Origin of the sequence: Herbaspirillum sp. C9C3, assembly GCF_013359625.1 — a bacterium.
Taxonomy (GTDB): domain Bacteria; phylum Pseudomonadota; class Gammaproteobacteria; order Burkholderiales; family Burkholderiaceae_D; genus Herbaspirillum.
In genome coordinates this window covers 1-26,321 of record NZ_JABFMQ010000016.1, presented here as the reverse complement: position 1 = coordinate 26,321, position 26,321 = coordinate 1, and the positions used below count along the sequence as shown (strand labels likewise).

Genomic DNA, 26,321 nt, shown 5'->3' with positions numbered 1-26,321 from the left:
GACATATTCCAGCTTCCAAAAATGAAGTAAAAAGCAAAATTCCGGATTTCGGTATGTCAGAACAAAAGAAAGTCGAAAAAATCGTTGGCGTCAAAGGCATGAATGACATCCTGCCGGCCGACGCCCCGTTGTGGGAACTGTTCGAGAACACCGTGCAATCGGTGCTCAAGAGCTATGGTTTCCAGCAGATCCGCACGCCCATCGTCGAGCCGACCGCACTGTTCGCGCGCGGCCTGGGCGAGGTGACTGACATCGTCGAGAAGGAGATGTATTCCTTCACCGATTCCATGAACGGCGACAACCTGACCCTGCGCCCGGAAAACACTGCCGGCGTGGTGCGTGCCGCCCTTGAACACAATCTGACCTACGACGGCCCCAAGCGCCTCTGGTACGTCGGCCCGATGTTCCGTCACGAGCGTCCGCAGCGTGGTCGTTATCGCCAGTTCCACCAGGTGGGGGCCGAGGCCGTGGGCTTCAGCGGTCCGGATATCGATGCCGAGCTGATCATGATGTGCCAGCGCCTCTGGGATGACCTGGGCCTGTCCGACATCCGCCTGGAGCTCAACTCCATCGGCAATGCCGAGGAGCGCAACAAGCACCGCGCCGACCTGATCGCCTACTTTGAACAGCACAAGGAGTTGCTGGACACCGACGCCCAGCGTCGCCTGCACGCCAACCCGCTGCGCATCCTGGATACGAAGAATCCGGCCATGCAGGAGATGGTGAATGCCGCGCCCAAGCTGCTGGATTACCTGGGTGAAGAATCGCGCGCGCACTTCGAGGGCGTACAGAAGATCCTGCGCCACAACAACATTCCCTTCACCATCAATCCGCGCCTGGTGCGCGGCATGGACTACTACAACCGTACCGTGTTCGAGTGGGTCACCGACCAGCTGGGCTCGCAGGGCACCGTCTGTGGCGGTGGCCGCTACGACCCGCTGATCGAAATGTTCGGCGGCAAGCCGACTCCGGCCTGCGGCTTCGCCATGGGCGTGGAACGCTTGCTGGAGCTGATGAAGGCCAATGGCGAACAGTACGCACCGAATCAGTGCGACGTCTATCTGGTCCATCAAGGCGAGGATGCACAATTGCAATCTTTTGTCCTGGCTGAACGTTTGCGGACTGCCGGGCTCGATGTTGTGCTACATTGCGCATCGTCCAATGGTGGTGGCTCGTTCAAGGCGCAGATGAAGCGCGCCGACGCCAGCGGTGCCGCCTTTGCCGTGATCATCGGCGAAGACGAGCTCAAGGCCGGGACCGCCACCGTCAAGCACATGCGCGAAGGCAATGCCGAGGAAGGGCGTGCCAATCAGAGCAACATGGCCTTCGACGGCGTGGTCGATTACATCGTGGAACAGATCGTGGGCGATCACGACCATGATCACGACCACGTGCACTATCACCCCTGAAGACCCGTCCTCCTCGACCGTCAACTTATCTAAACGCAGAGTTACATGGCATACGATCTCGAAGAACAAGAACAGCTTGATTCCATCAAGGCCTGGTGGGCGAAGTACGGCAACCTGGTGACCTGGGCGCTGATCATTGCGTTGGCCGCTTACGCCGCCTGGACCGGCTGGAACACCTATCAGGGCCGCCAGTCGGCACAAGCCTCGGTGCTCTACGAAGAGCAGCAGAAGTCGCTGGCCGCCAAGGATAATGCCAAGGTGCAACGTGCCGCGGCCGACATTCAGGACAAGTTCAGCGGTACCGCCTACGCCGAAATGAGCGCGCTGGTGGCCGCCAAGTCGGCCTTCGATGCCAATGACATGGAAGCGGCCAAGAAACAGCTGCAATGGGTGATCGACCATGGTCGTGGCAAGGAGTACAAGGCCATCGCCGCCGTGCGTCTGGCCGGGGTACTGCTTGATGCCAAGGCGTACGATGAAGCGCTGAAGGTCTTGTCGGGTGACTATCCGGCCCAGTTTGCCGGCGCCATCGCCGACCGCAAGGGGGATGTGCTGGCGGCGCAGGGCAAGCGTGACGAAGCCCGTACCGCCTACAAGCTGGCGTTGGAAAAGAGCGATGCCAAGGATCCGGCGCGCCAGCTGATCCAGATCAAGCTCGACGCCATTGGCGGCGAAGCGCCCAAGGCCTGAGGCCGGCGCCCGCGCGACTGACTGAATGCCCCGGTGATCGGTCTGCTGCGGCGGACCGGTGACCCGCGGGGTTGCTGGTGCAACCCACGAATTGAATCGCAATCCCACCGCGAATCCATCCATCGCTTAGAGGAAACAGAATATGCGTAGTGTGACAGCCACTGCTGCCCAGGCAACATCCTTTGCTCGATCCCGCCGCGCCGGCAAGCTGGCGCTGAACGTGGCGGCCATGGCCGCCGTGGTGGCCTTGTCAGGCTGCTCGCTGTTCTCCAGCAAGAAAGATCCGAATCCGCCGGCGCCGCTGGTGGAATTCACCCAGAAGATGCGCGCCCAGTCCGCCTGGACGGTCTCGGTCGGCAAGTCCGGCAGCTACCAGTTCAGCCCGGCCTTTGCTGCCGGCAGCATCTTTGCTGCCGCCAATGACGGCACCGTGGTACGCATCAATGCCCAGAATGGTCAGACCCTGTGGCGCAGCCGTGCCGAGGGTGACCTGACGGCCGGTGTCGGCACCGATGGCAGCACTGTCGTGGTGGTGGGCGAGAAGGGCCGTATCCAGGCCTTCGATGCGGGCTCCGGCAAGCCGACCTGGAGCGCCCAGGCGCCCAGCGAAGTGCTGTCGGCCCCGGCCGTGGGTGAGGGGCTGGTGGTCATTCGCAGCATCGACAACCGCGTGACCGCGTATGATGCCGACAATGGCAGCCAGCGCTGGATGGTCCAGCGCAACGTGCCGTCGTTGACGCTGCGCAATGCGCCGGGCATCGTGATTGCTTCGCAGACCGCCTTCGTGGCTCTGCCGGGCGGCCGCCTGTCGGCGCTGGCACTGAACAATGGCGGTCCGCGCTGGGAAGTGCCGGTCGGCGATCCGCGCGGCACCACCGAACTGGAACGCATCTCCGATGTATCTGGTGTGCCGGCGCTGGGCGCGACCGACATCTGCGCGGCCTCCTACCAGGGGCGCATCGGTTGCTTTGACTTGCTCAATGGCAATGTGCGCTGGATCAAGGAGTTTTCCAGCGATGTCGGCGTCAATCTGGATGATGCCTATGTCTACGCGGCCGATGTCGGCGGTGCCGTGACCGAGTTTGCGCGTGATACCGGTGCGGTCATCTGGCGCAACGACCGTCTGAAGAACCGCCAGCTCTCCAGCCCGATCGCCATTGGCAAAGCGGTGGCGGTGGGTGACTTCCAGGGTTATATTCACTTCCTGTCGCGGGAAGATGGCGCCTTCGTGGCCCGTCTGGCTACCGACGGCAGTGCTATCCAGGCGCCTCCGGTTTCGACCGGTTCGTCTGTCGTTTTCCAAACCAAATCAGGAACCGTGGTCTCCGTCGTTGCCGAATAAGTGGCTGTGACGAACGACCCCCAAGAAAAGAAATGAAACCGGTAATTGCACTTGTAGGCCGTCCCAACGTCGGCAAATCGACGTTGTTCAACAGGCTCACCCGCAGCCGCGATGCGCTGGTGGCGGACCTGCCCGGCCTGACGCGCGATCGTCACTACGGCCAAGGCCGCGTCGGCGAACGTCCGTTCCTGGTGATCGATACCGGTGGCTTCGAACCCGTCGCCAAGGACGGGATCATGTATGAGATGGCCAAGCAGACCAAGCAGGCAGTGGTCGAGGCCGATATCGTGGTGTTCATCGTCGACGGTCGCCAGGGATTGACGCCGCACGACAAGACCATCACCGACTTCCTGCGCAAGTGCGGCCGCTCCGTGCTGCTGGTGGTCAACAAGTCCGAAGGCATGAAGTACACCTCGGTCACCGCCGACTTCTACGAGCTGGGCATGGGCGATCCCTATGTGATCTCCGCCGCCCACGGTGACGGCGTGGCTGACCTGGTCGAGGAAGCCCTCGATCAGATCGAGGCCCAGCGTGCCCAGGAGCCGGAAGCCGAAGAGCCGGCCATGCGCGGTACCAAGATCGCCATCGTCGGTCGTCCCAACGTGGGCAAGTCGACCCTGGTCAATACCTTGCTGGGCGAAGAGCGCGTGATTGCCTTCGACATGCCGGGTACCACGCGCGATTCGATTGAAATTCCCTTCGAGCGCGAAGGCCGTCACTACACCCTGATCGATACCGCCGGCATCCGCCGCCGTGGCAAGGTCTTCGAGGCCATCGAGAAATTCTCCGTGGTCAAGACGCTGAAATCGATTTCAGATGCCAACGTCGTGCTGCTGTTGCTGGATGCCCAACAGGACATCTCCGAGCAGGATGCCCACATCGCCGGCTTCGTGCTGGAGTCGGGCAGGGCGCTGGTGGTCGGTGTGAACAAATGGGATGGCATGGAAAGCGATCAGCGCAACCAGATCAAGATGGATCTGGAGCGCAAACTGAATTTCCTTTCCTTCGCCAAGTTCCACTTCATCTCGGCACTCAAGTCCACCGGTATCGGTCCGCTGATGAAATCCATCGATTCGGCCTACGCCGCTGCCATGGCCAAGCTGAGCACGCCGCGCCTGACGCGCGCGCTGGAAGAGGCGCTGGAACACCAGCAGCCGCGCCGCAAGGGTTCGATTCGTCCCAAGCTGCGCTATGCGCACCAGGGCGGGCAGAACCCTCCCGTGGTGGTGATCCACGGCAATGCGCTGGAAGCCATCGATGACAATTACAAACGCTATCTGGAAAAGCACTTCCGGGAAACTTTCTCCCTGGTCGGCACTCCACTGCGTATCGAGTTCAAGTCGGGCAAGAATCCTTTCATCCGGCAGGAAAAATAATCGTAAATCCTGCTATTCGATCAATGTTTTTGGCGTTGGAGCGAAAATCGTTTAAATTGAATAGCATAAAGTTGGTCAAGCACTTGATATTCCTTGAAGTGCCTCCAAGTCCTAATCACAACAACACCGTGGAGCTGCCATGAGCAACAAAGGGCAATTGTTACAAGACCCATTCCTGAACGCATTGAGAAAAGAGCACGTTCCCGTCTCTATCTATCTGGTCAACGGCATCAAGCTGCAAGGCCATGTGGAGTCTTTCGATCAATACGTGGTCCTGCTGCGTAACACCGTTACGCAAATGGTTTACAAACACGCCATCTCTACCGTCGTGCCTGCACGTGCGGTCAACCTCAGTCTCGAATCCTCGTCCGACGAATAATGGTCTACCTGGCCGGCTTGACGCCGTGGGCATTTTGACATGCGTGCCGCGTTAGTCGGCCTGGACTTCGGCAAGAACGATTTCGCCGCAAGTCTGGATGAGCTCCTCCTTCTGGCAAAATCGGCTGGTGCGGAACCGGTGATCACCATCACCGGTCGCCGTGCCAGTCCGGATGCCGCGCTTTTCGTAGGCACCGGCAAGGCACAGGAAGTGGCCGACGCCGTTGCCGACCTCCAGCTCGAACTGGTCATTTTCAATCACGCTCTTTCACCGGCCCAGCAGCGTAATCTGGAGCGGGTGCTGAAGGTGCGCGTGCTCGACCGGACCAGCCTGATTCTCGATATCTTCGCGCAGCGCGCCAAGAGCCACGAGGGCAAGGTGCAGGTTGAGCTGGCCCAGTTGCAACACCTGGCCACCCGCCTCATCCGCGGCTGGACTCACCTGGAGCGGCAAAAGGGGGGTATCGGTCTGCGCGGACCCGGTGAAACCCAGCTCGAAACAGACCGCCGTCTGCTGGGCGAGCGTGTCAAGGCCTTGCGGGCCGTGCTGGCCAAGCTGCGCCGGCAGCATGCCACGCAGCGTCGCGCGCGGGGGCGCAGTGAAACCTTCTCGGTCTCGCTGGTGGGTTACACCAATGCCGGCAAGTCGACTATCTTCAATTCCCTTGCCAAGGCCGGGGTGTATGCCGCCAACCAGCTCTTCGCCACGCTGGACACGACTTCCCGTCGCGTTTACCTGGGCGAGGTCGGGCACGTGGTGATTTCGGATACCGTGGGCTTCATCCGCGAACTGCCTCACCAACTGGTCGAGGCCTTCCGCGCCACCCTCGAAGAAACCATTCACGCCGACCTGCTGCTGCACGTGGTGGATGCGGCCAGCCCGGTACGGATGGAACAGATCGAGCAGGTCAACCTGGTGTTGAAGGAAATCGGCGCAGATCACGTGCCGCAGATCCTGGTCTGGAACAAGATCGACGCCGCCGGTCTGGAACCGACGGTCGAGTATGACGAGTATGGTAAAATCCAGCGGGTTTTCGTCAGTGCCAAGTCCGGTGCTGGCCTGGATCTGCTGCGCGAAGCGATCGCCGCTTCGCTCAAGGCCGCCTTGGAGGCCAGGGGTCGCAGCCGTTCCGAGCCAGTCGATTCCGCAGACATGCACGCTTGAGCCGTTCGAGGGGACGGCTTTTTGCACGTTCCTGGCGCGCATTCCTCCTTGATTTTCTTAATCCATTACTTCAGCCGGAACGCAAACGCATGCTTGTGTCTTTATTCAGGAAAATCGGTGTCAAGTTTTCGTTGAACGACCCCCAATGGGGACGTGGTTCGCAAAACGACAACCGCGAGAATCAGAATAACGGAAATAACGGCGACAAACGGCCCGAAAAACCGTCCGGCAACAATGACGGCCCGCCTGACCTCGACCAGCTCTGGCGCGACTTCAACCAGCGCATCGCCGGCCTCCTGGGCCGCAAGGGCGGTGGCGGATCCGACGGCGGCAACGGTGGCGGTGGCTTCAATCGTGGCGACGTCAAGGGTGCCGGCATCGGCGTGGGCGTCATCGCCGTGATCGTGGCTTTCCTCTGGCTGGCCAGCGGCTTCTTCATCGTGCAGGAAGGTCAGACCGCCGTGGTCACTACCTTCGGTCGCTACAGCCACACCACGCTGCCGGGCTTCAACTGGCGCTGGCCGTATCCCATCCAGGGCCACGAGATCGTCAACATGTCCCAGGTGCGTACTGCCGAGATCGGTTATCGCGGCAATGTGCGCAACAAGCAGCTGAAGGAATCCCTGATGCTGACCGATGATGAAAACATCATCGATATCCAGTTCGCCGTCCAGTACAAGCTCAAGAACGCCGCAGAATGGCTGTTCAGCAACCGCGACCCGGATGACTCCGTACGCCAGGTCGCCGAGACCGCCATCCGTGAAATCGTCGGTCGCAGCAAGATGGACTTCGTCCTCTATGAAGGCCGTGAAAAGGTCGCGCTGGACGTGAGCCAGCGCATGCAGCAGATCCTGGACCGCTACAAGTCCGGCGTACAGATCACCAACGTCACCATGCAGGGCGTGCAACCGCCTGAACAGGTGCAAGCCGCCTTCGACGACGCCGTCAAGGCAGGTCAGGATCGCGAGCGCCTCAAGAACGAAGGCCAGGCCTATGCCAATGACGTGATCCCGCGCGCATCCGGCGCCGCCTCGCGCCTGCTGGAAGAAGCCGAGGCCTACCGCTCCCGCGTGGTCGCCAATGCAGAAGGTGATGCCTCCCGCTTCACCCAGGTGCAAGAAGCCTACGCCAAGGCGCCGGCGGTCACCCGCGAGCGCATGTACCTGGAAACCATGCAGCAAATCTTTGCCAACACCACCAAGGTCATGGTTGATGCCAAGAGCGGCAGCAACCTGCTGTATCTGCCGCTGGACAAGCTGATCCAGCAAAGCGCCAGCGAAGCGACCCCGGCCGGTGGCAAGGCGCAGGCTTCGGCGACCGTCCAGCCCTCTGCGGGCGCGGCGTCCACCACTTCGACTGCAGGAAACGACACCGTGTATTCTTCCGAGCTGATGCGAGATTCGAGAAACCGCGATCCCCGTGATGCGCGCGAAAGGGAGGTGCGCTGATGGGCCGCCTCGTTACCTCCGTCATCGTCGCCGTGGTGGCGATCTGGCTGGCGTCGTCCACCATCTTCGTGGTGGATCAGCGCTCCTCGGCCATTGTCTTCGCCCTGGGTGAAGTCAAGCAGGTCATCACCGAACCCGGCCTGCACTTCAAGCTGCCGCCACCGTTCCAGAGCGTGATGTACGTGGACAAGCGCATCCAGACGCTCGATACCCCTGATGCAGACCGCTTCATCACCGCCGAAAAGATGAACGTGCTGGTTGATGCCTACGTCAAGTGGCGCATCGTCGATCCGCGTCTGTATTACGTCAGTTTCAACGCCGACGAACGTCGTACCCAGGATCGCCTTTCGCAGATCGTCAAGGCGGCGCTCAACGATGAAATCACCAAGCGCACCGTACGCGAAGTGATCTCCAGCCAGCGCAACAACCTCATGGACGCCATCCAGGCCCGCGTGGCCAACGAAGCCAAGCAGATCGGCGTCGAAGTCATCGACGTGCGCCTGCGCCGCGTGGACTACGTTGACCAGATCAACAATTCGGTGTTTGAACGCATGAAGTCCGAGCGGGTGCGTGTGGCCAATGAGCTGCGTTCCACCGGTGCGGCCGAGTCCGAGAAGATCCGTGCCGATGCCGATCGCCAGCGCGTGGTGATCCTGGCCGAAGCCTACCGCGAATCCGAAAAGATTCGCGGTGCCGGTGACGCCAAGGCGTCCCAGATCTACGCCCAGGCCTTCGGCCAGAACCCCGACTTCTACAAGTTCTACCGTAGCCTGGAAGCCTACCGCGCCAGCTTCAAGAACCGTCACGATCTCCTGGTCGTGGATCCGAGCTCGGAGTTCTTCAAGTACTTCAAGGGAGTGGGCGGCGGCGCCACCAGCGCTGCGAAGAAGTAAAAATCTGCTTAACAGGCGATAATGTGAAGTGTTCTGCGCCGCCGCAGGTTTGCGGCGGGCAGGGCGAACCGGATGGATGCCGCTGGTAAAGGGCATCTTTCCTTTTTTGGTCGGACACAATGTTCCGGGGTGCAATTTTCCCGGAATACAAGATGAGGGGCGGCAGGCATTTGCGGACCGCCCCGATTGTTCGTCTGGGCGCCTGCTTGTCTTGTTGTCATCCGCATCACGCAAGTACGCAAACCGTTTTTTTCTGCTTTGACTTTTGTTTATGCCTAACTGGCTTCTTCCCGAAAACATCGCCGATGTCTTGCCCTCCGAAGCGCGCAAGATCGAGGAACTGCGCCGGCGCCTGCTCGACAATTTCCGCCTCTATGGCTACGAAATGGTCATGCCGCCGCTGTTGGAATACCTCGAATCGCTGCTCACCGGCGCCGGCCAGGACACCGACCTGCGCACCTTCAAGCTGGTTGATCAGCTCTCCGGTCGCACTCTGGGCGTGCGCGCCGACATGACCACGCAGGTGGCGCGCATCGACGCCCATCTGCTCAATCGCGCCTCGGTCACCCGCCTGTGCTATGCCGGCAGTGTCCTGCATACTCGCCCGACCGGCCTGCACGCCACCCGCGAACCAATCCAGATTGGTGCCGAGATCTATGGCCATGCCGGCATCGAAGCCGACGCAGAGATTCAGGAACTGGCCTTGAATTCGCTGGCCCTGGCCGGCATGCGAACCATCCGCCTGGACCTGTGCCACGTCGGCGTGCTGCGCGCCATCATTGCCAACGATGCCGCCGCCAAGCGCGACGAGGCGGAGCTCTTCGGCCTGCTGCAGGCCAAGGATGTGCCTGGCCTGAAGGAAATCACCGCCGGCTATCAGGACGGTACTCGCGCCGCCTTGCTTGCGCTGCCCAACCTGTATGGCGACATTTCCGTCATCGCGCGCGCCCGCATCACCTTGCCGGCTCTGCCTGGCATCGGCCAGGCGCTCGACGAGCTGCAGGCCGTGGTGGAACTGGCTGCCGGCCATGAAGGCGCGGCTGTCACCATCGATCTGGCCGACCTGCGCGGCTATCATTACCACAGCGGCGTGATGTTCTCTGCCTACGTGCCCGGCCTGCCCAATGCGGTGGTGCGCGGCGGCCGCTACGACCATGTGGGAGAAGCCTTCGGCCGTGCGCGGCCGGCCACCGGCTTCTCCCTGGACCTGCGTGAACTGGCACGACTGATGCCGGGCGCAGAACGAAAACGCGCCATCCTCGCCCCTTGGGGCAGGGACGCCGGTCTGCGTGAGAAAATAGCGCAATTGCGGCAAGCGGGAGAGATCGTGATCCAAAGCCTTCCCGGCCACGAAAACGATCAGGACGAATTCGATTGCGATCGCGCACTCGATTTCAGCAATGGAAACTGGATTATCAAAAACTTGGGTTGAGTCATGTTACAGAACAGCAATGCAAAGAATGTCGTCGTCATCGGTACGCAATGGGGCGACGAAGGTAAGGGCAAGATCGTCGATTGGCTGACCGATCACGCCCAAGGCGTGGTGCGTTTCCAGGGCGGCCACAATGCCGGCCACACGCTGGTCATCGGCGGCAAGAAGACTGCGCTGCAACTGATCCCCTCGGGCATCATGCGCGAAGGCGTGGCCTGCTACATCGGCAACGGCGTGGTGCTGTCGGTGCCCGACCTGCTGCGCGAGATCGACAAGCTCGAAGCCGCCGGCGTGGAAGTGTGCTCGCGCCTGAAGGTGTCGGACGCCTGTCCGCTGATCCTGCCGTATCACGTGGCCCTGGACGTGGCGCGTGAAGCCGCCCGAGGCGTGGACAAGATCGGCACCACCGGCAAGGGCATCGGCCCGGCCTACGAAGACAAGGTGGCCCGTCGTGCCATCCGCGTGGCTGACCTGTTGAATGAAAAGCGCTTTGCCGAAAAGCTGCTGGCCAACCTGGACTACCACAACTTCGTCCTGACCCACTACCTGAAGACCCAGCCGGTGGACTACCAGAAGACCCTGGACGATGCCCTGGCCAATGTGCCGCGCATCAAGCCCATGGTCACCGACGTCTCCAGCGACCTGTACGCCATCCACAAGGCCGGCGGCAAGATCCTGTTCGAAGGCGCGCAAGGCAGCCTGCTGGACGTGGACCATGGCACCTACCCGTTCGTCACCTCCAGCAACTGCGTGGCCGGCAATGCCGCCGCCGGTGCGGGCGTGGGTCCGGGCATGCTGCACTACATCATGGGCATCACCAAGGCCTATACCACCCGCGTCGGTTCGGGTCCGTTCCCGGCTGAACTGCCGACGGACGCCGGCACCGGCAAGCACCTGGCCTCGGTCGGTCATGAATTCGGTACCGTCACCGGCCGTGCGCGCCGCTGCGGCTGGTTCGATGCCGCCCTGCTGAAGCGCTCGGTGCAGATCAATGGCGTCTCCGGCATGTGCCTGACCAAGCTGGACGTGCTGGACGGCCTGGAGTCGTTGAAGCTGTGCACCGGCTACAAGCTCAACGGCAAGACCGTCGACATCTTCCCGGTCGGCGCTGAAGAAGCCGCTGCCTGCGAGCCGATCTACGAAGAAATGCCAGGCTGGTCCGAGACCACTGTCGGCGCCAAGTCGCTGGACGCTCTGCCGGCCAACGCCCGCGCTTACATCAAGCGCATCGAGGAACTGGTGGGCGTGCCCATCGACATGATCTCCACCGGCCCGGACCGCGAAGAGACCATCGTCCTGCGCCATCCGTTCAAGTAATTCACCAAGCAATCGCCGTTATCGGCACAAGGCACTACGAAGCAATCAAGAATATGAAGATCTCTGACGACAAAGACCTCTGGGTCTCCTGGGACGACTACAACCGCCTGATCGAACGACTGGCATTGAAGGTCTACGAATCCGGCTACCAGTTCGACCAGGTGCTGTGCCTGGCGCGCGGCGGCCTGCGCCCGGGTGACGTGATGTCGCGCATTTTCGATGTCCCGCTGGCCATTCTCTCGACCAGCTCCTACCGTGAAGCGGCCGGCACCATCCGCAGTTCCCTGGACATCGCCAAGTACATCACCATCACCAAGGGAACCCTGGGTGGACGCATCCTGCTGGTGGACGACCTGGTCGATTCGGGCGTGACCCTGCAGAAGGTGATGGTCCACCTGAAGGAACATTACCCTGCCGTCACCGAGATCAAGAGTGCCGTGTTGTGGTGGAAGGCCTGCTCGGTGGTGGAACCTGACTTCCACATCGACTACCTGCCGACCAACCCGTGGATTCACCAGCCGTTCGAAGAATATGACGGCTTGGGTCCGCATCAGCTGGCAGCCTGGATCAAGAAGGGTGCCTGATCGTTGCTTTGGTTTATGGAAGAAGATGTGAATGTAAAAAGGTTTGCTGGGGTGAACTGACCCTATAAGTTGGCAAGCAGATTTACGTCTTGAAGGCCTGAGTCCGGTATCAAACCGGACTCAGGCCTTTTTTGTTTTGGCTTCATGCTGATGGTGGCCATAGTCAACGTACACGGTGCTAGATGCATAGCGAAGCCCGTGGTCACTGTGCCGTGTTCAGGATTTTTGCCAGCCGTCGCCATCCAGTAGTTGCAAGTTTCCTAAAGGAAACAATATAATGCGGGCCGGTGTTACATCAGGGAGGGATACTTGATGAGCACAGGATCTTCGCATGCCCAAAGCGCCCCCGGGTCTGGAACAGCTGCTTCCAGACCATGCCTACGCCCGCATTCTGCGGCGGGCTTTCCCGTATCACCCCGTCTCCCAAAATGAACCGCTAGTCAACCGGCTTGACGCCAGCGAGCGCTTGCCACGCGACTTCGCGCCCGTTCTTGAGCGCTTGGCCGATCACAGCTGGTTTGAAATCAAAGACTTGCCTTGCCTTCTGGTCGACATGACCCGGGATACAGTGTCATGACGACCAAAGGCGTCATCCTCGAACAGGCTGACAGGTCGTTCACGCACATCGAACCGCACGGTGGCGGCGCCAACGCAGCCATCAAGGCAGAGACTGCGGCCGAGAAAACGTTTTGGCAGAAGTCCAGTCCCTGGGTGCACGGCGTGCTGGGCGTGGCCAGTTTCGTTCCTGGCTTGTCGGTCATCACGGGTGCGATCGATGCGGCCATCTATACCGCCGAGGGCGACTACGTTGAAGCGGGGATCGCTGCGGCGAGCATGATCCCGGGCGGCAAGGTAGTGACCACAGTTGGCAAGGTCGCCAAGCGTGCGGTCGGCATGGCAAAGGGTGCCGGAACCGCATCCCGGGTTGGCAAGGGCGCGCACGAGGCAGAAGAACTCGCCAAAGCAGCGAAGTCGGCAAAGGAAGCAGAGGAAGCCGCCAGAGCTGCCCGCGAAGCCAAGGTCGCCAGAGAAGCTACCCCTGGCCCGCAAAAGCCCAAGGACCCAAAGAAGGATGTCACCGTCAAGGCCCGGCCGTTTAAAGTGCCTTGCTTCCATCCCTATGACAAGAAACAATTCATGCGGATGAGCAAGGAGGAACAAAAGGCGTTTCTGAAAGAAATGGCGGAGCAGCTCAGACGCCAGGAGGAGGCCATCAATAATCTGACGGCTAGCGAATACGCGATGGCCAGGGATGCATTTAAGAAAATGAATCGGAATCCGGCGGCCGGACCAGCGCAAGACCTAGAGCGTAAATCTGTCCTGACACGAATGACGACTAGGATTAACACTAGCCAACGTAAGCGAGGTGTGAGCCCGGAAATAGCAAAGACACAAGCGGAAATTCGAGCAAAAAAGGTGATGGAAGCGTTAGCTGTACTGCATGAGCCAGACATGGTTGCTGGAGGTTGGATGCAGCATAAGACGCAGAATATCGGCCGCGCAGACGTGAACAAATCAATTGGAGCTAGTTGGAACCAAGCTTACACGCCGCCGGGAAGCCGGAATTCAGGGCAGAAGCCGCTGACGAGGGTGCAGGAAATGGATCGTGAAGCCAAACATGCGATCGATAACGGTCGTGGAGATCAGAAAATGAATGTCAAACTGGAGCCCTGCCGTGGCAAGGGAATGAGATGAGAGACGAGGACTTCGAATTTTTTATTAGTAACTTTGGGGAGGCTACCAAGAGATCTCCAGTACCGGCGTCAAGTCTTGAAAAATGGCGCGATACGCTTCCCGATCAGTTACTGAAATATTGGGAGCAAGAGGGATGGTGCGAATATGCGAACGGTCTCTTTTGCACAGTTGATCCTGATGACTATGAAGACCTCGTTGATGAGTGGCTCGCAGACACAGGATTGGATGAGATTGACGCATTTCACGTGATTGCAAGGTCTGCATTTGGCGATCTTTATGTGTGCGGGGAGGCAACGGGGTGCAGCGTCACAATTGCTTGCGCGGTCAACGTGATCGCTGCACTGCCCGAAGATTTGAAACCCCAAACTAAGGAAGACATGGACTTTTCGGTCCGTTCGTTTTTCGGAGCTAGTGACCCGGACACGTTTGACATGGAAGACGAGAACGGACAGCCACTTTTCGAGCGCGCCAGATCCAAGCTCGGTCCTCTTGAACCGAATGAAATCTATGGATTCGAGCCCGCCATCGTTCTTGGAGGAAAAATGCGTCTGGATAATTTGGTAAAAGTGAATGCGCATGTGCACCTGACGATTCTCCGCCAGTTCGCCGAACCGTCACTGCCGCTCGCCGGGATCGATATTGAAAAGCTGCTCGATTCTTGAAACGCGCAGCCATGATCCGTCTACCGATCCCGGGCTGCGCAGTTCAGGACCACGGAATGACCTTGCGTTCCTTGAAGGTATCGAAGAGCTGATAGAACATCTGCTCCGTCTCCACATACTCATGAAAGCCCAGGCGCCGCGCCTTGCTGCCGTCGCCGAACATGTCGTAGTCCCAGGAGAACACGAAATCGGCAAATTCCCAGGCCGACAGTGAAGCATAAGGATGCTGCTTCAAGCCATGTGCCGTGACGATCCTTTCCCACAGGGGCGCCTTGTCCGCCATCACCTCGGCCAGTTTCAGCGGCAGCGGAATGCCCACTTCCATGCCGAAATAACGGGCGATCCTGGGCCACATCTCGCTCCAGCGGAACAGGTCGCCGTTGCCGATGTTGAAGGCCTGGTTGGCCGCCGCCTCGGTAGTGGCGGCCCACACCGTGCCCTTGGCCAGCAGGTGGGCGTCGGTCATCTCGATCAGCTTGTCGTAAGCCCCTGGCTTGCCGGGAAAGCGCAGCGGCAGCCCCAGTGCCTTGCTCATGCAGGCGTACAGGGCAATGGCCAGCGCCAGGTTCATCGGGTTGCCCAGGGCGGCGCCTCCCACGACTGCCGGGCGCGGTGCCGACCAGCTCCAGCCGCACCCGGATTCGACGCGCCGCTGCTCCAGCCAGCGCTGCTGGTCGAACATGAATTCGGGCGGCATGAACTGCGCATCGCTTTCGCGCGCCGGCGTCTTGAAGGGACCGAGATGGCCGCCATAGACCTTGTAGCCCTGCATCAGGCTGATATGGCGCAAGCCGGGGGCATAAGCCTCCACCGTCTGCACCGTGTTCTGCAGCATGGCCAGGTTGGGAGCCACCAGTTCGCTCCAGCTGGGGCGATGCTGATAGGCCGCATAGAACACGTGGGTGACCTGTTCCAGCGGGGCCAACTGGCGCTTCGCATCGCCGGCATCGAGCAGATCCACGGAAACGTGGCGCAGCCGCTGTTCTTTGCGGTGCTCGCCACCCCGGCGCGAGAGGCCGATGACCTCCCACTGCGGCAGGGAAAGCAGGTGCGCGATCAGCTGGCTGCCGATCACGCCGTGGGCGCCCACTACCAGGGCAGTCTGGCGCTGCGTTTGTGAGGCGTTTGGGGACTGGGTCATGGCAGGCTCCGTCAGTGATCAGAGGGGTGTGGAGCGTTCGGTGCGGACCAGGACTGCCGGACGGGCGTCCATCTTCCAGCTCACCAGCGCTACGGCGATCCCCGCCAGCGGCAGCAGCGCCGCGACGTAAGGCACTGCATGCAGGCCCGGACCATGATCGATGGTCACGCCACCCAGCCAGGCACCTGCGGCATTGCCCAGGTTGAAGGCGGCGATGTTGGCCGAGGAGGCCAGGTTGGGCGCACCGGTCGCCTTTTCCAGCACGCGCATCTGCAGGGGCGGCACGGTGGCGAACGCTGCCATGCCCATCAGGCCCACGCCGATGATGGCGGCGATCTTGTTTTCATTGGTCAGTCCGAACAGCACCAGTACCACCGCCAGCAGCACCAGGCTGCCCAGCAGGGTGGCCATGAGCTTGCGGTCGGCCAGCTTGCCGCCGGCCAGGTTGCCGATCACCAGTCCCAGGCCGAACAGCAACAGGATGGGCGAGACCGCCGACGCCGGGAAGCCGCTGATGTCGGTCAGGATCGGGGCGATGTAGGTGAAGGCCGCAAACACGCCGCCAAAGCCCAGTACCGTCATCAACAGCCCCAGCATTACCTGCGGGCGCATCAGCACGCGCACTTCCTTGCCGAAGTCGGCTTCTTCTCCGCCTTGCGAGCGAGGCACCAGCACGGCCGTGGCGGCCAGCGCGATCACGCCGATGGCGGTCACCGCCCAGAAGGTGGCACGCCAGCCATAGCTCTGGCCCAGCCAGGTGCCGAAGGGCACGCCCAGCACGTTGGCCACCGTCAGGCCGGTAAACATCAGGGCGATGGCCGAGGCCTGCTTTTCCTTGGGAACCAGGCTGGTGGCTACCACCGAGCCGACACCAAAGAAGGCGCCATGGGCGAAGGAGGCCACCACGCGCCCGATCATCAGCGTGGCATAACCCGGCGCGATGGCGCAGGCCAGGTTGCCGATGACGAAGACCACCATCAATGCGATCAGCAAGGTCTTGCGCGGCAGGCGTCCGGAGGTCGCCGTGACCAGCGGGGCGCCCACGAACACGCCCAGCGCATAACCGGTCACCAGCAGGCCGGCCGAGGAGAGGCTCACGCCCAGGTTGGTCGCTACCTCTGGCAGCAGACCCATGATGACGAACTCGGTAGTCCCGATGGCGAATGCGCTGATGGTCAGCGCCCAAAGTGCAATTGGCATGGCAATCCTTGATAGGTGAGGGGTTCAGGCCGGCCGATCCGGAATGGATTGCCAGCGATATGAAGGATTGTGCGCGCAGACTTTGTTGAGAAAAATACCGTTAAAATCAAAGAATATTTGATCCGGAGTCAACAATGAGCATTCAGTCCGAGGAATTGCGCACCTTCGTCGCCGTGGTGGAGGCGGGCACGCTCTCGGCGGCCGCCGAGGTGCTGGAGCAGACCACCTCAGGGGTGAGCCGGGCGTTGTCGCGCCTGGAAGAGAAGCTGGGCGCGAGCCTCTTGACCCGTACCACGCGCCGCATGGAACTGACCGAAGAGGGTGAAGCCTTCCTGGAGCAGGCGCGCGCCATCCTGGCCGCCATGGAGCAAGCCGAAGACACGGTGCGCATGCGCACCCGCAAGCCGGTTGGCAAGCTGCGTGTGGATGCGGCAGTGCCTTTCATGCTGCATTGTATTGTTCCGCATGTAGGGGCTTTCCGCGCAGCCTATCCGGACATCGAACTGGAGCTGACCACCAATGACCGCTTCATCGACCTGGTGGAGCAGCGCGCCGACATTGCCATCCGCATCGGTGAACTGCAGGATTCCACCCTGCATGCACGGCCCCTGAGTTCGGCGCGCCTGAACATCGTGGCCAGTCCCGATTACCTTGCCCGCCACGGCGCGCCGGAGTCGGTGGAAGCGCTGGAGCAGCACCAACTGATCGGCTTTTCCCAGCCAGACATCCTCAATCACTGGCCGCTGCGCCATACCGCCGGGGACCGCTACCAGGTCCGCCCGGCGATCCGCGCCTCCAGTGGCGAGACCCTCCGTCACCTGGCCTTGCAGGGGCAGGGCATTGCCTGCCTGTCCGACTTCATGACCGTTGCCGATCTGGCCGCCGGGCGCCTGGTGCGGCTGATGGAGCACTACGATAGCGGTTTTCGCCAGAAGATCTCGGCGGTCTACTATCACAACACCCAACTGTCACGCCGCATCAGCTGTTTCCTGGATTTTTTGCAGTGCAAGCTGTAAATCGGAAACGTTTTGCCGTTATTCCAGTCTGAGCGCCAGCGTTGCCGCAAGGGGGAAGCGTCCTGTGGCTGTCATCAAGACAAGATTGATCCGGAGAGAACAAGATGAAGCAAACGGAAAACGGCATGGCCACAGGCCGTCCATGGTTCACGGCCCTGTGCCACCCGCTGCGAGGGTTGCTGGCGGCGGCTGCGTTGCTGGTCACGCTGGGCACGGCCACTGTGCTCACTGCACCGGCGGCGCAGGCCGCCAATGCCAGTGTGCTGTCCTTTTCGCCACAGGGCGACGTGCAGCGCATCCGCCAGGTACGGGCGCGCTTTTCGGAATCGATGATCAAGTTCGGCGATCCCAAGGCCGCCTCACCCTTCGATGCCGATTGCGCCGTCAGCGGCACGGCGCGCTGGGTCGATGACAAGAACTGGGTCTACGACTTCGAACGCGACCTGCCGCCCGGTACGCGCTGCAGCTTCAGTCTGCGCGGCGACGTACGCTCGCAGGCCGGCAATACCGTCAGCGGCAAGACGCGCTTCCAGTTCAGCACGGGCGGCCCGGCCGTGAGTCGCGTACAGCCCTACGATGGCGCCCGGATCACCGAGGACCAGGCCTTCATCCTGTTCCAGAACGGCCCGGCCACCGAGGCCACGGTGCGCGAGCACCTGTATTGCGAAGCCGAAGGCATCAACGAGCGCATCCCCACCAAAGCCGTCGGAGACGCTGATCGCAAGGCCTTGCTGCAGCAGTTCGCCAAAGGCGTGGACCCGGCGTCGGTGACCATCGTGCAGTGCCAGCAGCGCCTGCCCAACGAGGCGCACGTGAAACTGGTCTGGGATCGCGGCATCGCCGCCGCCAATGCGCCTTCCATCGTCACCTCCAAGCCTCAGGTCTTCAATTTCCAGGTGCGCAGCGAATTCGTCGCCAGCCTGTCGTGCCAGCGCGAGAACGCCAATGCGGCCTGCTCGCCGATCCTGCCGGTCACCTTGTCGTTCTCGGCCCCGGTGCCGCGCAAGTTGGCCGAACAGGTGGTGATGAACGCCACCACCGGCAAGATCAAGCCGACCCTGGAAGGCGACAAGGATGAAGCGGTGCGCGAGCTGCGCTTCAAGCCGCCATTCCCGGAGAAATCCGACTTCACCATCAGCCTGCCCTCCGGCTTCAAGGATGAGGATGGGCGTACGCTGGCCAATGCGGGCAGCTTCCCGTTGAAGTCGGCGCTGGCCGATTTCCCGCCGCTGGCCAAATTCCCGGCCGCGCCCTTCGGCATCATCGAACTCAACGCCGATCCCACACTGCCGGTCACGTTGCGCCGCGTGGAAGCCGGTCTGCTGGTGCGCGGCAAGGATGGCCGCGCCATGCCCGGCCAGGTGGCCGACCTCAAGGTCGATGGCGACAAGGCCGTCATCGCCTGGCTCACGCGCCTGAACAAATATCACGAGAAATGGGGTGATCCCAAGAAGATAGATACGCGCAGCGTCAGCCTGCTGGCCAGGGAACCGGGCGCGAAGAAACTCGATCTGCCCGCACAGAAGGACGCCAAGGATGGCCAATGGCCGTTTGAAGTGATCGGCATTCCGCTGAAGGACCCCGGCTTCTACGTGGTCGAACTGGAATCGCAGAAACTGGGTGCCTCGCTCTTGGGCAAGCCGCAGCCGATGTACGTGCGCACCAGCGCGCTGGTGACCAACCTGTCGGTGCACGTCAAGCTGGGTCGCGTCAATGGTGCGGTCTGGGTAACCCGACTGGATGATGCCAGGCCGGTGGCCGATGCCGAGATCCGCGTCTCCAATTGCGACGGCACCCAGCTCTGGCAGGGCCGGACCAATGCCAGCGGCGTGGCCATGATGCCGGTGCTGGAAGATGCCTGCGCCAACCGTGGCTACAGCCCCGAGAACGCCGACAAGGTCAATGGCCTCTTCGTCAGCGCCCGCAAGACCGACGAGAAGGGGCGCCAGGACATGGCCTTCGCGCTGACCTCGTGGAACGAGGGCATCGAATCCTGGCGCTTCAACCTGCCCACCGACATGGACAAGTCGGTCACCACGCGCGCTACCACGATCTTCGATCGCACCCTGTTCCGTGCGGGAGAAACGGTATCCATGAAGCACGTCATCCGCACCGAGACCATGCAAGGCTTTGGCCTGATGCGCAAGGAAGACCTGCCCACGCGCATTCGCATCAGCCATCTCGGCAGTGGCCAGCAATACCAGTTCCCGCTGACCTGGCGCGGCAACAAGAGCGCCGAGACCACCTTCGTCCTGCCCAGGCAAGCCAGGCTGGGCAGCTATGAAGTCGTGCTCGACCAGGGACGCGTCAGGTCCAATACGGGTGAGCAGAGTGACGATGATGACGAAGATCACTATGGCCGTGGCAGCTACGTCACCGGTACCTTCCGCGTGGAGGAATTCCGCCTGCCGCTGATGCAGGGGCGCATCACGCCTCCCAAGGGCGCGCAGGTCGCCATCAAGGAACTGCCGCTGGACCTGCAGCTGAACTACATCAACGGTGGCGCAGCGGCCAACCAGGCGGTGCAGGTGTCCTCGCTGCTGCGCTCGCGGTCGCTGAACATGTCCGGTTACGACGGTTTCTCTTTCGATGCCCCGCGCGAGGATGACGACAGCAACGCGGACGACCAGAAGATCGTCGCCGACAAGCTGGCCGTCACGCTCGACAAGAACGGTGCAGGCCGCGCCGTGATCGGCAAACTGCCCGCGCTGCAACGCCCGCAGGAACTGCTCACCGAAATGACCTACAGCGACCCCAATGGCGAGGTGCAGACCATCTCCAGCGTTACGCCCTTGTGGCCTTCCGCCGTGGTGGTCGGTCTGCGCACCGGCAACTGGGTCTCGGTGAAGAAGAAGCTCACACTGACTGCCGTCACCCTCAATACCGCAGGCCAGCCGCAAGCCGGTGTGCCGGTGGAAATCCGTGGCCTGGCGCGCAAGACCAACTCGCACCGCAAGCGCATGGTCGGCGGCTTCTATGCGTATGAAAACGATGAGAGCAAGCAGGACCTGGGCAAGCTCTGCTCCGGCAAGAGCGACCCGCACGGCATGTTCACCTGCGAGACGGAATTGTCGGAAGCGGGCAATGTGGAATTGATCGCCAGCGCCAGGGATGGCCATGGCAACGCCGCTGCCGCCCGCTCCTCGGTGTGGGTCGCGGGACGCGGCGAAGTCTGGTTCGATGGCGAGAACCAGGACCGCATCGATATCCTGCCCGAGAAAAAAAGTTATCAGCCCGGTGAGACCGCCACCTTCCAGGTACGCATGCCATTCCGCCACGCTACCGCCCTGGTAGCGGTCGAACGCGAGGGTGTCATCGATACGCGCGTGGTGCAGCTGTCCGGCCAGGATCCCGCCATCAGTGTGCCGATGAAGGCCGAGTATGGTCCCAACGTCTATGTGTCGGTCCTGGCTGTGCGTGGCCGCATGCGCGAGGTGCCGTGGTATTCCTTCTTCATCTGGGGCTGGAAGGAACCGATCAACTGGTGGCATGAATTCCGCCAATACCAGGGACCGGGCCCCGTCGTCGATCTTTCCAAGCCGGCCTGGAAATTCGGTATTGCCGAAGTCAACGTCGGTGATGCGGGCCATCGTCTGCAGGTAGCGGTCACGACGGACAAACCGACGTATCCGATCCGCGCCACGGCGAAAGTACAAGTGCAGGTGAAGCTGCCCAACGGCAAGCCCGCCGCCGGTGGTGAATTCGCGCTCGCCGCCGTCGATGAAGCCTTGCTGGAACTGCAGCCCAATGGCAGCTGGGATGTATTGCACGCGATGCTGCAACGGCGCAGCTATGGCGTGGAAACCTCCACCGCGCAGATGCAGGTGGTCGGCAAGCGCCACTACGGCAAGAAGGCCACCCCGGCCGGCGGTGGCGGTGGTCGTGCGCCCACGCGTGAGTTGTTCGATACCTTGCTGGTATGGAAGCCCAGCGTCACTCTGGATGCAGAGGGCAAGGCCCAACTCGATGTGCCGCTCAATGATGCGCTGACCTCCTTCCGCATCGTTGCCATCGCCGAGAACGGCATCAGCGATTTCGGTACCGGCAGCGTCAGCATCCGTTCCACGCAGGATGTGCAGCTCATTTCCGGTCTGCCGCCGCTGGTCCGTGAAGGTGACAACTTCAATGGCACCGTCACCGTACGCAACACCACCACGCACGACATGACCATCAAGGTCGCCGCACGTGCGCAGGGGGGCACTGCAAGCAGTACGCTGACACTGCCTGAACGTGAGGTGAAGATCGCCGCCGGGCAGTCCACTGAAGTCATGTGGCCGGTGCAGACGCCCGAAGATATCAGCCAGCTGGCCTGGGAAATCAGCGCCCGGGAGCAGGGCGGTCAGCAAGCGCGTGACGCGATGAAGTTCACCCAGCGCGTTGTGCCCGCCGTGCCGGTCACGGTGCAGCAGGCCACGCTGTTCCAGCTGGACAAGAGTGCTGCCATGAACGTGGCGCGGCCCGCCGACAGCCTGCCCGGGCGCGGTGGCCTGGCGATCTCGCTCAAGCCCAGCCTGGCCGGTGGCAGTGATGCCCTGACCCGCTACTTCGTCAATTATCCCTTTGCTTGCCTGGAGCAGAAGACCTCCAAGGCCATCGGTCTGCGCGATGAAGCGGCCTGGCAGAAGATCGTGGCGGACCTGCCGACCTATCTGGACGGCGACGGCCTGGCCTATTACTTCCCGCCCAGTGACAGTGCTGCGCGCCGGGGCAGCGATACCTTGACGGCCTATCTGCTGGCCGCCACCAACGAGGCCGGCTACGCCATTCCGCAAGCCAGCCGCGACAAGATGCTCGATGGTCTGGCTGCCTTCGTGGAAGGCAAGGTCATGCGCGAATTCTGGTCGCCGCAGAAGGATCTGGATGTGCGCAAGCTGGCCGCGCTGGAAGCGCTGTCGCGCTATAACCGCGTCCAGCCTGCGATGCTGGGTTCGATCCAGATCAACCCCAATGTCTGGCCCACATCGGCACTGCTGGACTGGATCGGCATCTTGCAGCGGGTCGCCGCCATCCCCGAGCGCGACAAGAAGCTGCAGCAAGCTGATCAGATCCTGCGCGCCCGCCTGAACTTCCAGGGCACGCGCATGGGCTTCTCCAGTGAAGAGGGTGATTACTGGTGGTGGCTCATGAGCAGCGCCGATGCCAATGCCAACCGTCTGATCCTGCTGGAGCTGAACAACCCGGCCTGGCGCGAGGACATGCCGCGCCTGATCGCCGGCGCCATCGGCCGGCAGCAGCGCGGCCACTGGAGCACCACCACGGCCAACGTCTGGGGCAGCCTGGCGCTGGAGAAATTCGCCCGCAAGTTCGAGTCCGAAGCGGTCACCGGTACCACCCGTGCCACGCTGGAGCAGAACGGTGCCAGCGCCGCCACGCAAAGCCTGGCCTGGAGCGGCGCAGCCAACGGCGGCAAGTTGCAGTTGCCGTGGCCGCAAGGCAATGCGCAAGGTGGCAGCGTACGCGTGGTGCAAGAGGGGAATGGCAAACCATGGGTCACCTTGCAGAGTCTGGCCGCGGTGCCCTTGAAGCAGCCCTTCGCCGCCGGTTATCGCATCACCCGCAAGGTCGAGGCCATCGAGCAGAAGCAAGCCGGCGTCTACACCCGTGGCGACGTGCTGCGCGTGACGCTGGACATCGATGCCCAGGCCGAAATGACCTGGGTGGTGGTCAGCGATCCGGTGCCGGGCGGTGCCACCCTGCTGGGTTCCGGCCTGGGGCGCGACTCCGTCATCGCACAGGGCAAAGAGGCGGCCCCGCGTGAGCATGGCATGGGCTGGCTGGCCTATGAAGAGCGCAGCTTCGAAGCCTATCGCGCCTACTACGAAGCCATGCCCAAGGGTCGCACCAGCATCAGCTATACCGTGCGTCTGAACAATGCCGGTGAATTCAACCTGCCGCCCACGCGGGTGGAAGCGATGTACGCGCCCGAGATGTTTGGTGAAATCCCCAATGGCAAGCTGGTCGTGAAGGCAGCGCCGTGATCGGCATGACCACACGCATATCCCGGCCCGGCGCACTGTGTGCAAGGGGCGCGCTGATGTTGGCCTTGCTGCTGCCGATAGCGGCGGCTGCGGTGCCTTCGTTCAACGAGGTGCAGCGCGATTTCCTGCCCTCCGAAGCCAGTCTGCTGGACCGTCATGGCGAGCTGTTGCAGCGCATGCGCATCAACATGGACGAGCGCAAGCTGGCCTGGGTCAAACTGGAAGACGTCTCGCCGGCCCTGCGCCATGCCTTGATCGCCTCGGAAGACCGACGCTTCTACCAGCACAGCGGTATCGACTGGAGTGCCGTGGCCGCCTCTGCCTGGGGAAATCTGTGGAACACCAGGACACGCGGCGCCTCCACCATCACCATGCAGCTGGCGGGTTTGCTCTATGACGATCTGCACCGCAAGTCCGGCGCGCGTTCGTTCACGCAGAAGGTTTCGCAGGCATGGATTGCACAGTCACTGGAACGCAGTTGGCGCAAGGATCAGATCCTGGAGGCCTATCTCAATCTGGTCGCTTTCCGGGGGGAACTGGTGGGGGTGCACGCCTTGTCGCGGGTGATGTTCGGCAAGCATCCCAGCGGACTCGACCAGGGTGAGGCCGCCATTGCGGTCGCCTTGATCCGCGCGCCCAATGCGCCGCCGCGCCGCGTGGCCGAACGTGCCTGCGCCATCCTCAAGGAGGAGGGGGCAGCGCAGCAGTGCAGCGGCATGGACGGTCGCACCGAACTGGCCGTGGCGCGCGTGTCAGCCAGACGTGATTTGCCAGGCACCAGCGAAGCGCCGCAACTGGCACCGCATCTGGCGCGCAAGCTGCTGAACGCACCGGGCCAGCAATTGCGCTCCACACTCGATGCGCCCGTGCAGCGTTTTGCCACACAAGTCTTGCGCCATCAACTGGCCGGACTGGCCGATCGCAACATCGAGGACGGTGCCATTATCGTCATCGACAATGCCAGCGGCGAGGTGCTGGCCTGGGTTGGTTCCAGCGGCCCGCTGTCGGCGGCGGCCAATGTGGATGGTGTAGTCGCACAGCGGCAGGCGGGTTCGACCCTCAAGCCCTTCCTCTACGAACTGGCGATCGAAAAGAAATGGCTGACGGCAGCCTCCCTGCTGGACGACTCTCCCGTCAACCTTGCCACTTCGGCGGGGCTCTATATCCCCCAGAACTACGACAAGCAATACAAGGGATTGGTCAGCCTGCGCACCTCACTGGCTTCCTCCCTCAATATCCCCGCCGTGCGCACCTTGGTGATGGTGACGCCGGAGCGCTTCTTCCGGCGCTTGCAGGCATTGGGTTTCAACCTGCGCGAGAGCGGTGATTACTACGGCTACAGCCTCGCGTTGGGCAGTGCCGATGTGACCCTGGCCAACCTGGCCAATGCCTATCGCGTGCTGGCCAATCAGGGGCGCTACACGCCATTGCGCACGCGACTCGATGAGGCCCGCACCACAGCGCGCACCCTGCAGGTCATGGACCCAGATGCGGCTTACATCGTCGGCGATATTCTTTCGGACCGCAGTGCGCGCGCCCGTACCTTCGGTCTGGAGAATGCGCTATCCACGCGCATCTGGACGGCGGTCAAGACCGGCACCTCCAAGGACATGCGCGACAACTGGTGCGTGGGCTATTCCTCGCGTTATACCGTCGGGGTATGGGTCGGAAACGCTTCTGGTGCGCCGATGTGGGACGTGTCCGGTGTGACGGGGGCGGCACCGGTGTGGCAGGAAGTCATGCAGTATCTGCATGAGCGTGGACGCAACGGTGGCCGCGATGCAGGCAACGGACCGCCTGCCAAACCAATTGGCGTGCAGGCGCAGGTGATCCGTTATGAGCAGGAGGTGGAAGCGGCGCGCACGGAATATTTTCTGCCCGGCACGGCGCAGGCCGAGATCCGGCTGGCGCATGCGCGCGATATCCGTCCTGCCATCACCTATCCCACCACGGGCATGCTGGCGGCACTGGACCCGGATATTCCGCCTGCGCGTCAGCGCATCCGCTTCCGCGCCCAGGGTGCGCCTGCCGGTAGTCGCTGGATGCTGGACGGCAAGCTGATGCCGCAGGAGGTCATGCAGGCGGGCAGGGTGAAGGCACAGAAGGTGGTGGCGAGCACGTCTGCGCCTGCGCTGGAGGACTTGAGTTTCGACTGGATGCCCTGGCCGGGCAAGCATGTGCTGGTGTTGCAGGACAAGGCCGGCAAGGAACTGGATCGGGTGCGATTTGAGGTGCGGGGGGCGGTGGAGCGACCAGGTGGCAAGGTGGTGGGCAAGCGTGGGAATTGAGGATGTCGTTTCTTGATCGACTCTGAGTATTCTGCACGGCGCGCAAGAAATAATAAAAACGACACTTCGAATAACTTAGCCGTCATGACGTGCCCCCCAAAAAATACAAAAGGCCGACTGACTTTCGTCAATCGACCTTTTCCATTTTGCTGCGCACTGAGGCACTCGGTCACGTCCCGCGACCCCGTCCGGCCTTGCAAGGCCGGACTTTCTCGCCCCTCCCGCAAAGCGCGCAGGCGCTTTGCTCGCGGTCCCCAAAATACAAAAGGCCGATTGATTTTCATCAATCGACCTTTTCTATTTTGGT

General features: G+C 61.9%; 19 protein-coding genes. 17 read left to right on the top strand and 2 right to left on the bottom strand.

Annotation, left to right across the window (positions count from 1 at the left end; translation table 11 throughout):
• Nucleotides 1-53 precede the first annotated feature (53 nt).
• The 14 genes from hisS to HNO82_RS15220 all read left to right on the top strand — a co-directional run bounded on the left by hisS (nucleotide 54) and on the right by HNO82_RS15220 (nucleotide 14,391).
• Nucleotides 54-1,409, top strand: coding sequence for a histidine--tRNA ligase (gene hisS / locus HNO82_RS15285; protein ID WP_175344314.1), 1,356 nt, complete (start codon nucleotides 54-56; stop codon nucleotides 1,407-1,409).
• Nucleotides 1,410-1,454: 45 nt separating this feature from the next.
• Complete coding sequence (locus tag HNO82_RS15280; RefSeq protein ID WP_175344313.1) at nucleotides 1,455-2,099, top strand: YfgM family protein; 645 nt, start codon at nucleotides 1,455-1,457, stop codon at nucleotides 2,097-2,099.
• Nucleotides 2,100-2,241: 142 nt separating this feature from the next.
• A complete protein-coding gene (gene bamB / locus HNO82_RS15275; RefSeq protein ID WP_008329871.1) occupies nucleotides 2,242-3,441 on the top strand; it encodes an outer membrane protein assembly factor BamB in 1,200 nt (399 codons plus the stop codon).
• A 32-nt stretch (nucleotides 3,442-3,473) separates the two neighbouring features.
• Nucleotides 3,474-4,817 (top strand): ribosome biogenesis GTPase Der, encoded by a 1,344-nt coding sequence (gene der, locus HNO82_RS15270; RefSeq protein ID WP_008329870.1) that lies wholly within the window; start codon nucleotides 3,474-3,476, stop codon nucleotides 4,815-4,817.
• Nucleotides 4,818-4,956: 139 nt separating this feature from the next.
• Entirely contained in the window at nucleotides 4,957-5,196 is a 240-nt protein-coding gene (gene hfq, locus HNO82_RS15265; protein ID WP_006463311.1) for an RNA chaperone Hfq, read from the top strand.
• A gap of 39 nt (nucleotides 5,197-5,235) precedes the next feature.
• Nucleotides 5,236-6,360, top strand: coding sequence for a GTPase HflX (gene hflX, locus HNO82_RS15260; protein ID WP_008329868.1), 1,125 nt, complete (start codon nucleotides 5,236-5,238; stop codon nucleotides 6,358-6,360).
• 89 nt (nucleotides 6,361-6,449) lie between these two features.
• Nucleotides 6,450-7,808, top strand: coding sequence for an FtsH protease activity modulator HflK (gene hflK, locus HNO82_RS15255; protein ID WP_008329866.1), 1,359 nt, complete (start codon nucleotides 6,450-6,452; stop codon nucleotides 7,806-7,808).
• Complete coding sequence (hflC, locus tag HNO82_RS15250; RefSeq protein WP_175344312.1) at nucleotides 7,808-8,701, top strand: protease modulator HflC; 894 nt, start codon at nucleotides 7,808-7,810, stop codon at nucleotides 8,699-8,701. Before hflK ends, hflC begins: the two co-directional genes overlap by 1 nt.
• Before the next feature lie 271 nt (nucleotides 8,702-8,972).
• Nucleotides 8,973-10,133: an ATP phosphoribosyltransferase regulatory subunit gene (locus tag HNO82_RS15245; RefSeq protein WP_175344311.1), complete on the top strand. Its 1,161-nt coding sequence runs from the start codon at nucleotides 8,973-8,975 to the stop codon at nucleotides 10,131-10,133.
• A gap of 3 nt (nucleotides 10,134-10,136) precedes the next feature.
• Entirely contained in the window at nucleotides 10,137-11,450 is a 1,314-nt protein-coding gene (locus HNO82_RS15240; protein ID WP_008329859.1) for an adenylosuccinate synthase, read from the top strand.
• 53 nt (nucleotides 11,451-11,503) lie between these two features.
• Complete coding sequence (locus tag HNO82_RS15235) at nucleotides 11,504-12,034, top strand: phosphoribosyltransferase (protein WP_008329857.1); 531 nt, start codon at nucleotides 11,504-11,506, stop codon at nucleotides 12,032-12,034.
• Nucleotides 12,035-12,365: 331 nt separating this feature from the next.
• The gene (locus tag HNO82_RS15230) at nucleotides 12,366-12,611 is read left to right on the top strand and encodes a hypothetical protein (RefSeq protein ID WP_175344310.1); all 246 of its coding nucleotides are present in this window, start codon (nucleotides 12,366-12,368) and stop codon (nucleotides 12,609-12,611) included.
• Nucleotides 12,608-13,729: a polymorphic toxin type 15 domain-containing protein gene (locus tag HNO82_RS15225; RefSeq protein ID WP_175344309.1), complete on the top strand. Its 1,122-nt coding sequence runs from the start codon at nucleotides 12,608-12,610 to the stop codon at nucleotides 13,727-13,729. Before HNO82_RS15230 ends, HNO82_RS15225 begins: the two co-directional genes overlap by 4 nt.
• Nucleotides 13,726-14,391, top strand: coding sequence for a GAD-like domain-containing protein (locus HNO82_RS15220; protein WP_175344308.1), 666 nt, complete (start codon nucleotides 13,726-13,728; stop codon nucleotides 14,389-14,391). The genes HNO82_RS15225 and HNO82_RS15220 overlap by 4 nt, the downstream gene beginning before the upstream one ends.
• 43 nt (nucleotides 14,392-14,434) lie before the next feature.
• On the opposite strand, the gene HNO82_RS15215 is transcribed toward HNO82_RS15220, so the two are convergent.
• Together HNO82_RS15215 and HNO82_RS15210 are read right to left on the bottom strand one after the other, a co-directional pair.
• Nucleotides 14,435-15,532: an SDR family oxidoreductase gene (locus HNO82_RS15215; RefSeq protein WP_175344307.1), complete on the bottom strand. Its 1,098-nt coding sequence runs from the start codon at nucleotides 15,530-15,532 to the stop codon at nucleotides 14,435-14,437.
• 18 nt (nucleotides 15,533-15,550) lie between these two features.
• The gene (locus HNO82_RS15210) at nucleotides 15,551-16,732 is read right to left on the bottom strand and encodes an MFS transporter (RefSeq protein ID WP_175344306.1); all 1,182 of its coding nucleotides are present in this window, start codon (nucleotides 16,730-16,732) and stop codon (nucleotides 15,551-15,553) included.
• Nucleotides 16,733-16,866: 134 nt separating this feature from the next.
• On the opposite strand from HNO82_RS15210, the gene HNO82_RS15205 reads away from it, so the two are divergent.
• The 3 genes from HNO82_RS15205 to pbpC all read left to right on the top strand — a co-directional run bounded on the left by HNO82_RS15205 (nucleotide 16,867) and on the right by pbpC (nucleotide 26,014).
• Entirely contained in the window at nucleotides 16,867-17,748 is an 882-nt protein-coding gene (locus tag HNO82_RS15205) for a LysR substrate-binding domain-containing protein (protein WP_175344305.1), read from the top strand.
• A gap of 104 nt (nucleotides 17,749-17,852) precedes the next feature.
• Nucleotides 17,853-23,726: an alpha-2-macroglobulin family protein gene (locus HNO82_RS15200; protein ID WP_175344304.1), complete on the top strand. Its 5,874-nt coding sequence runs from the start codon at nucleotides 17,853-17,855 to the stop codon at nucleotides 23,724-23,726.
• Nucleotides 23,727-23,731: 5 nt separating this feature from the next.
• Nucleotides 23,732-26,014, top strand: a complete 2,283-nt coding sequence (gene pbpC / locus HNO82_RS15195; RefSeq protein ID WP_175344303.1) for a penicillin-binding protein 1C — start codon at nucleotides 23,732-23,734, stop codon at nucleotides 26,012-26,014.
• Nucleotides 26,015-26,321: the final 307 nt, after the last annotated feature.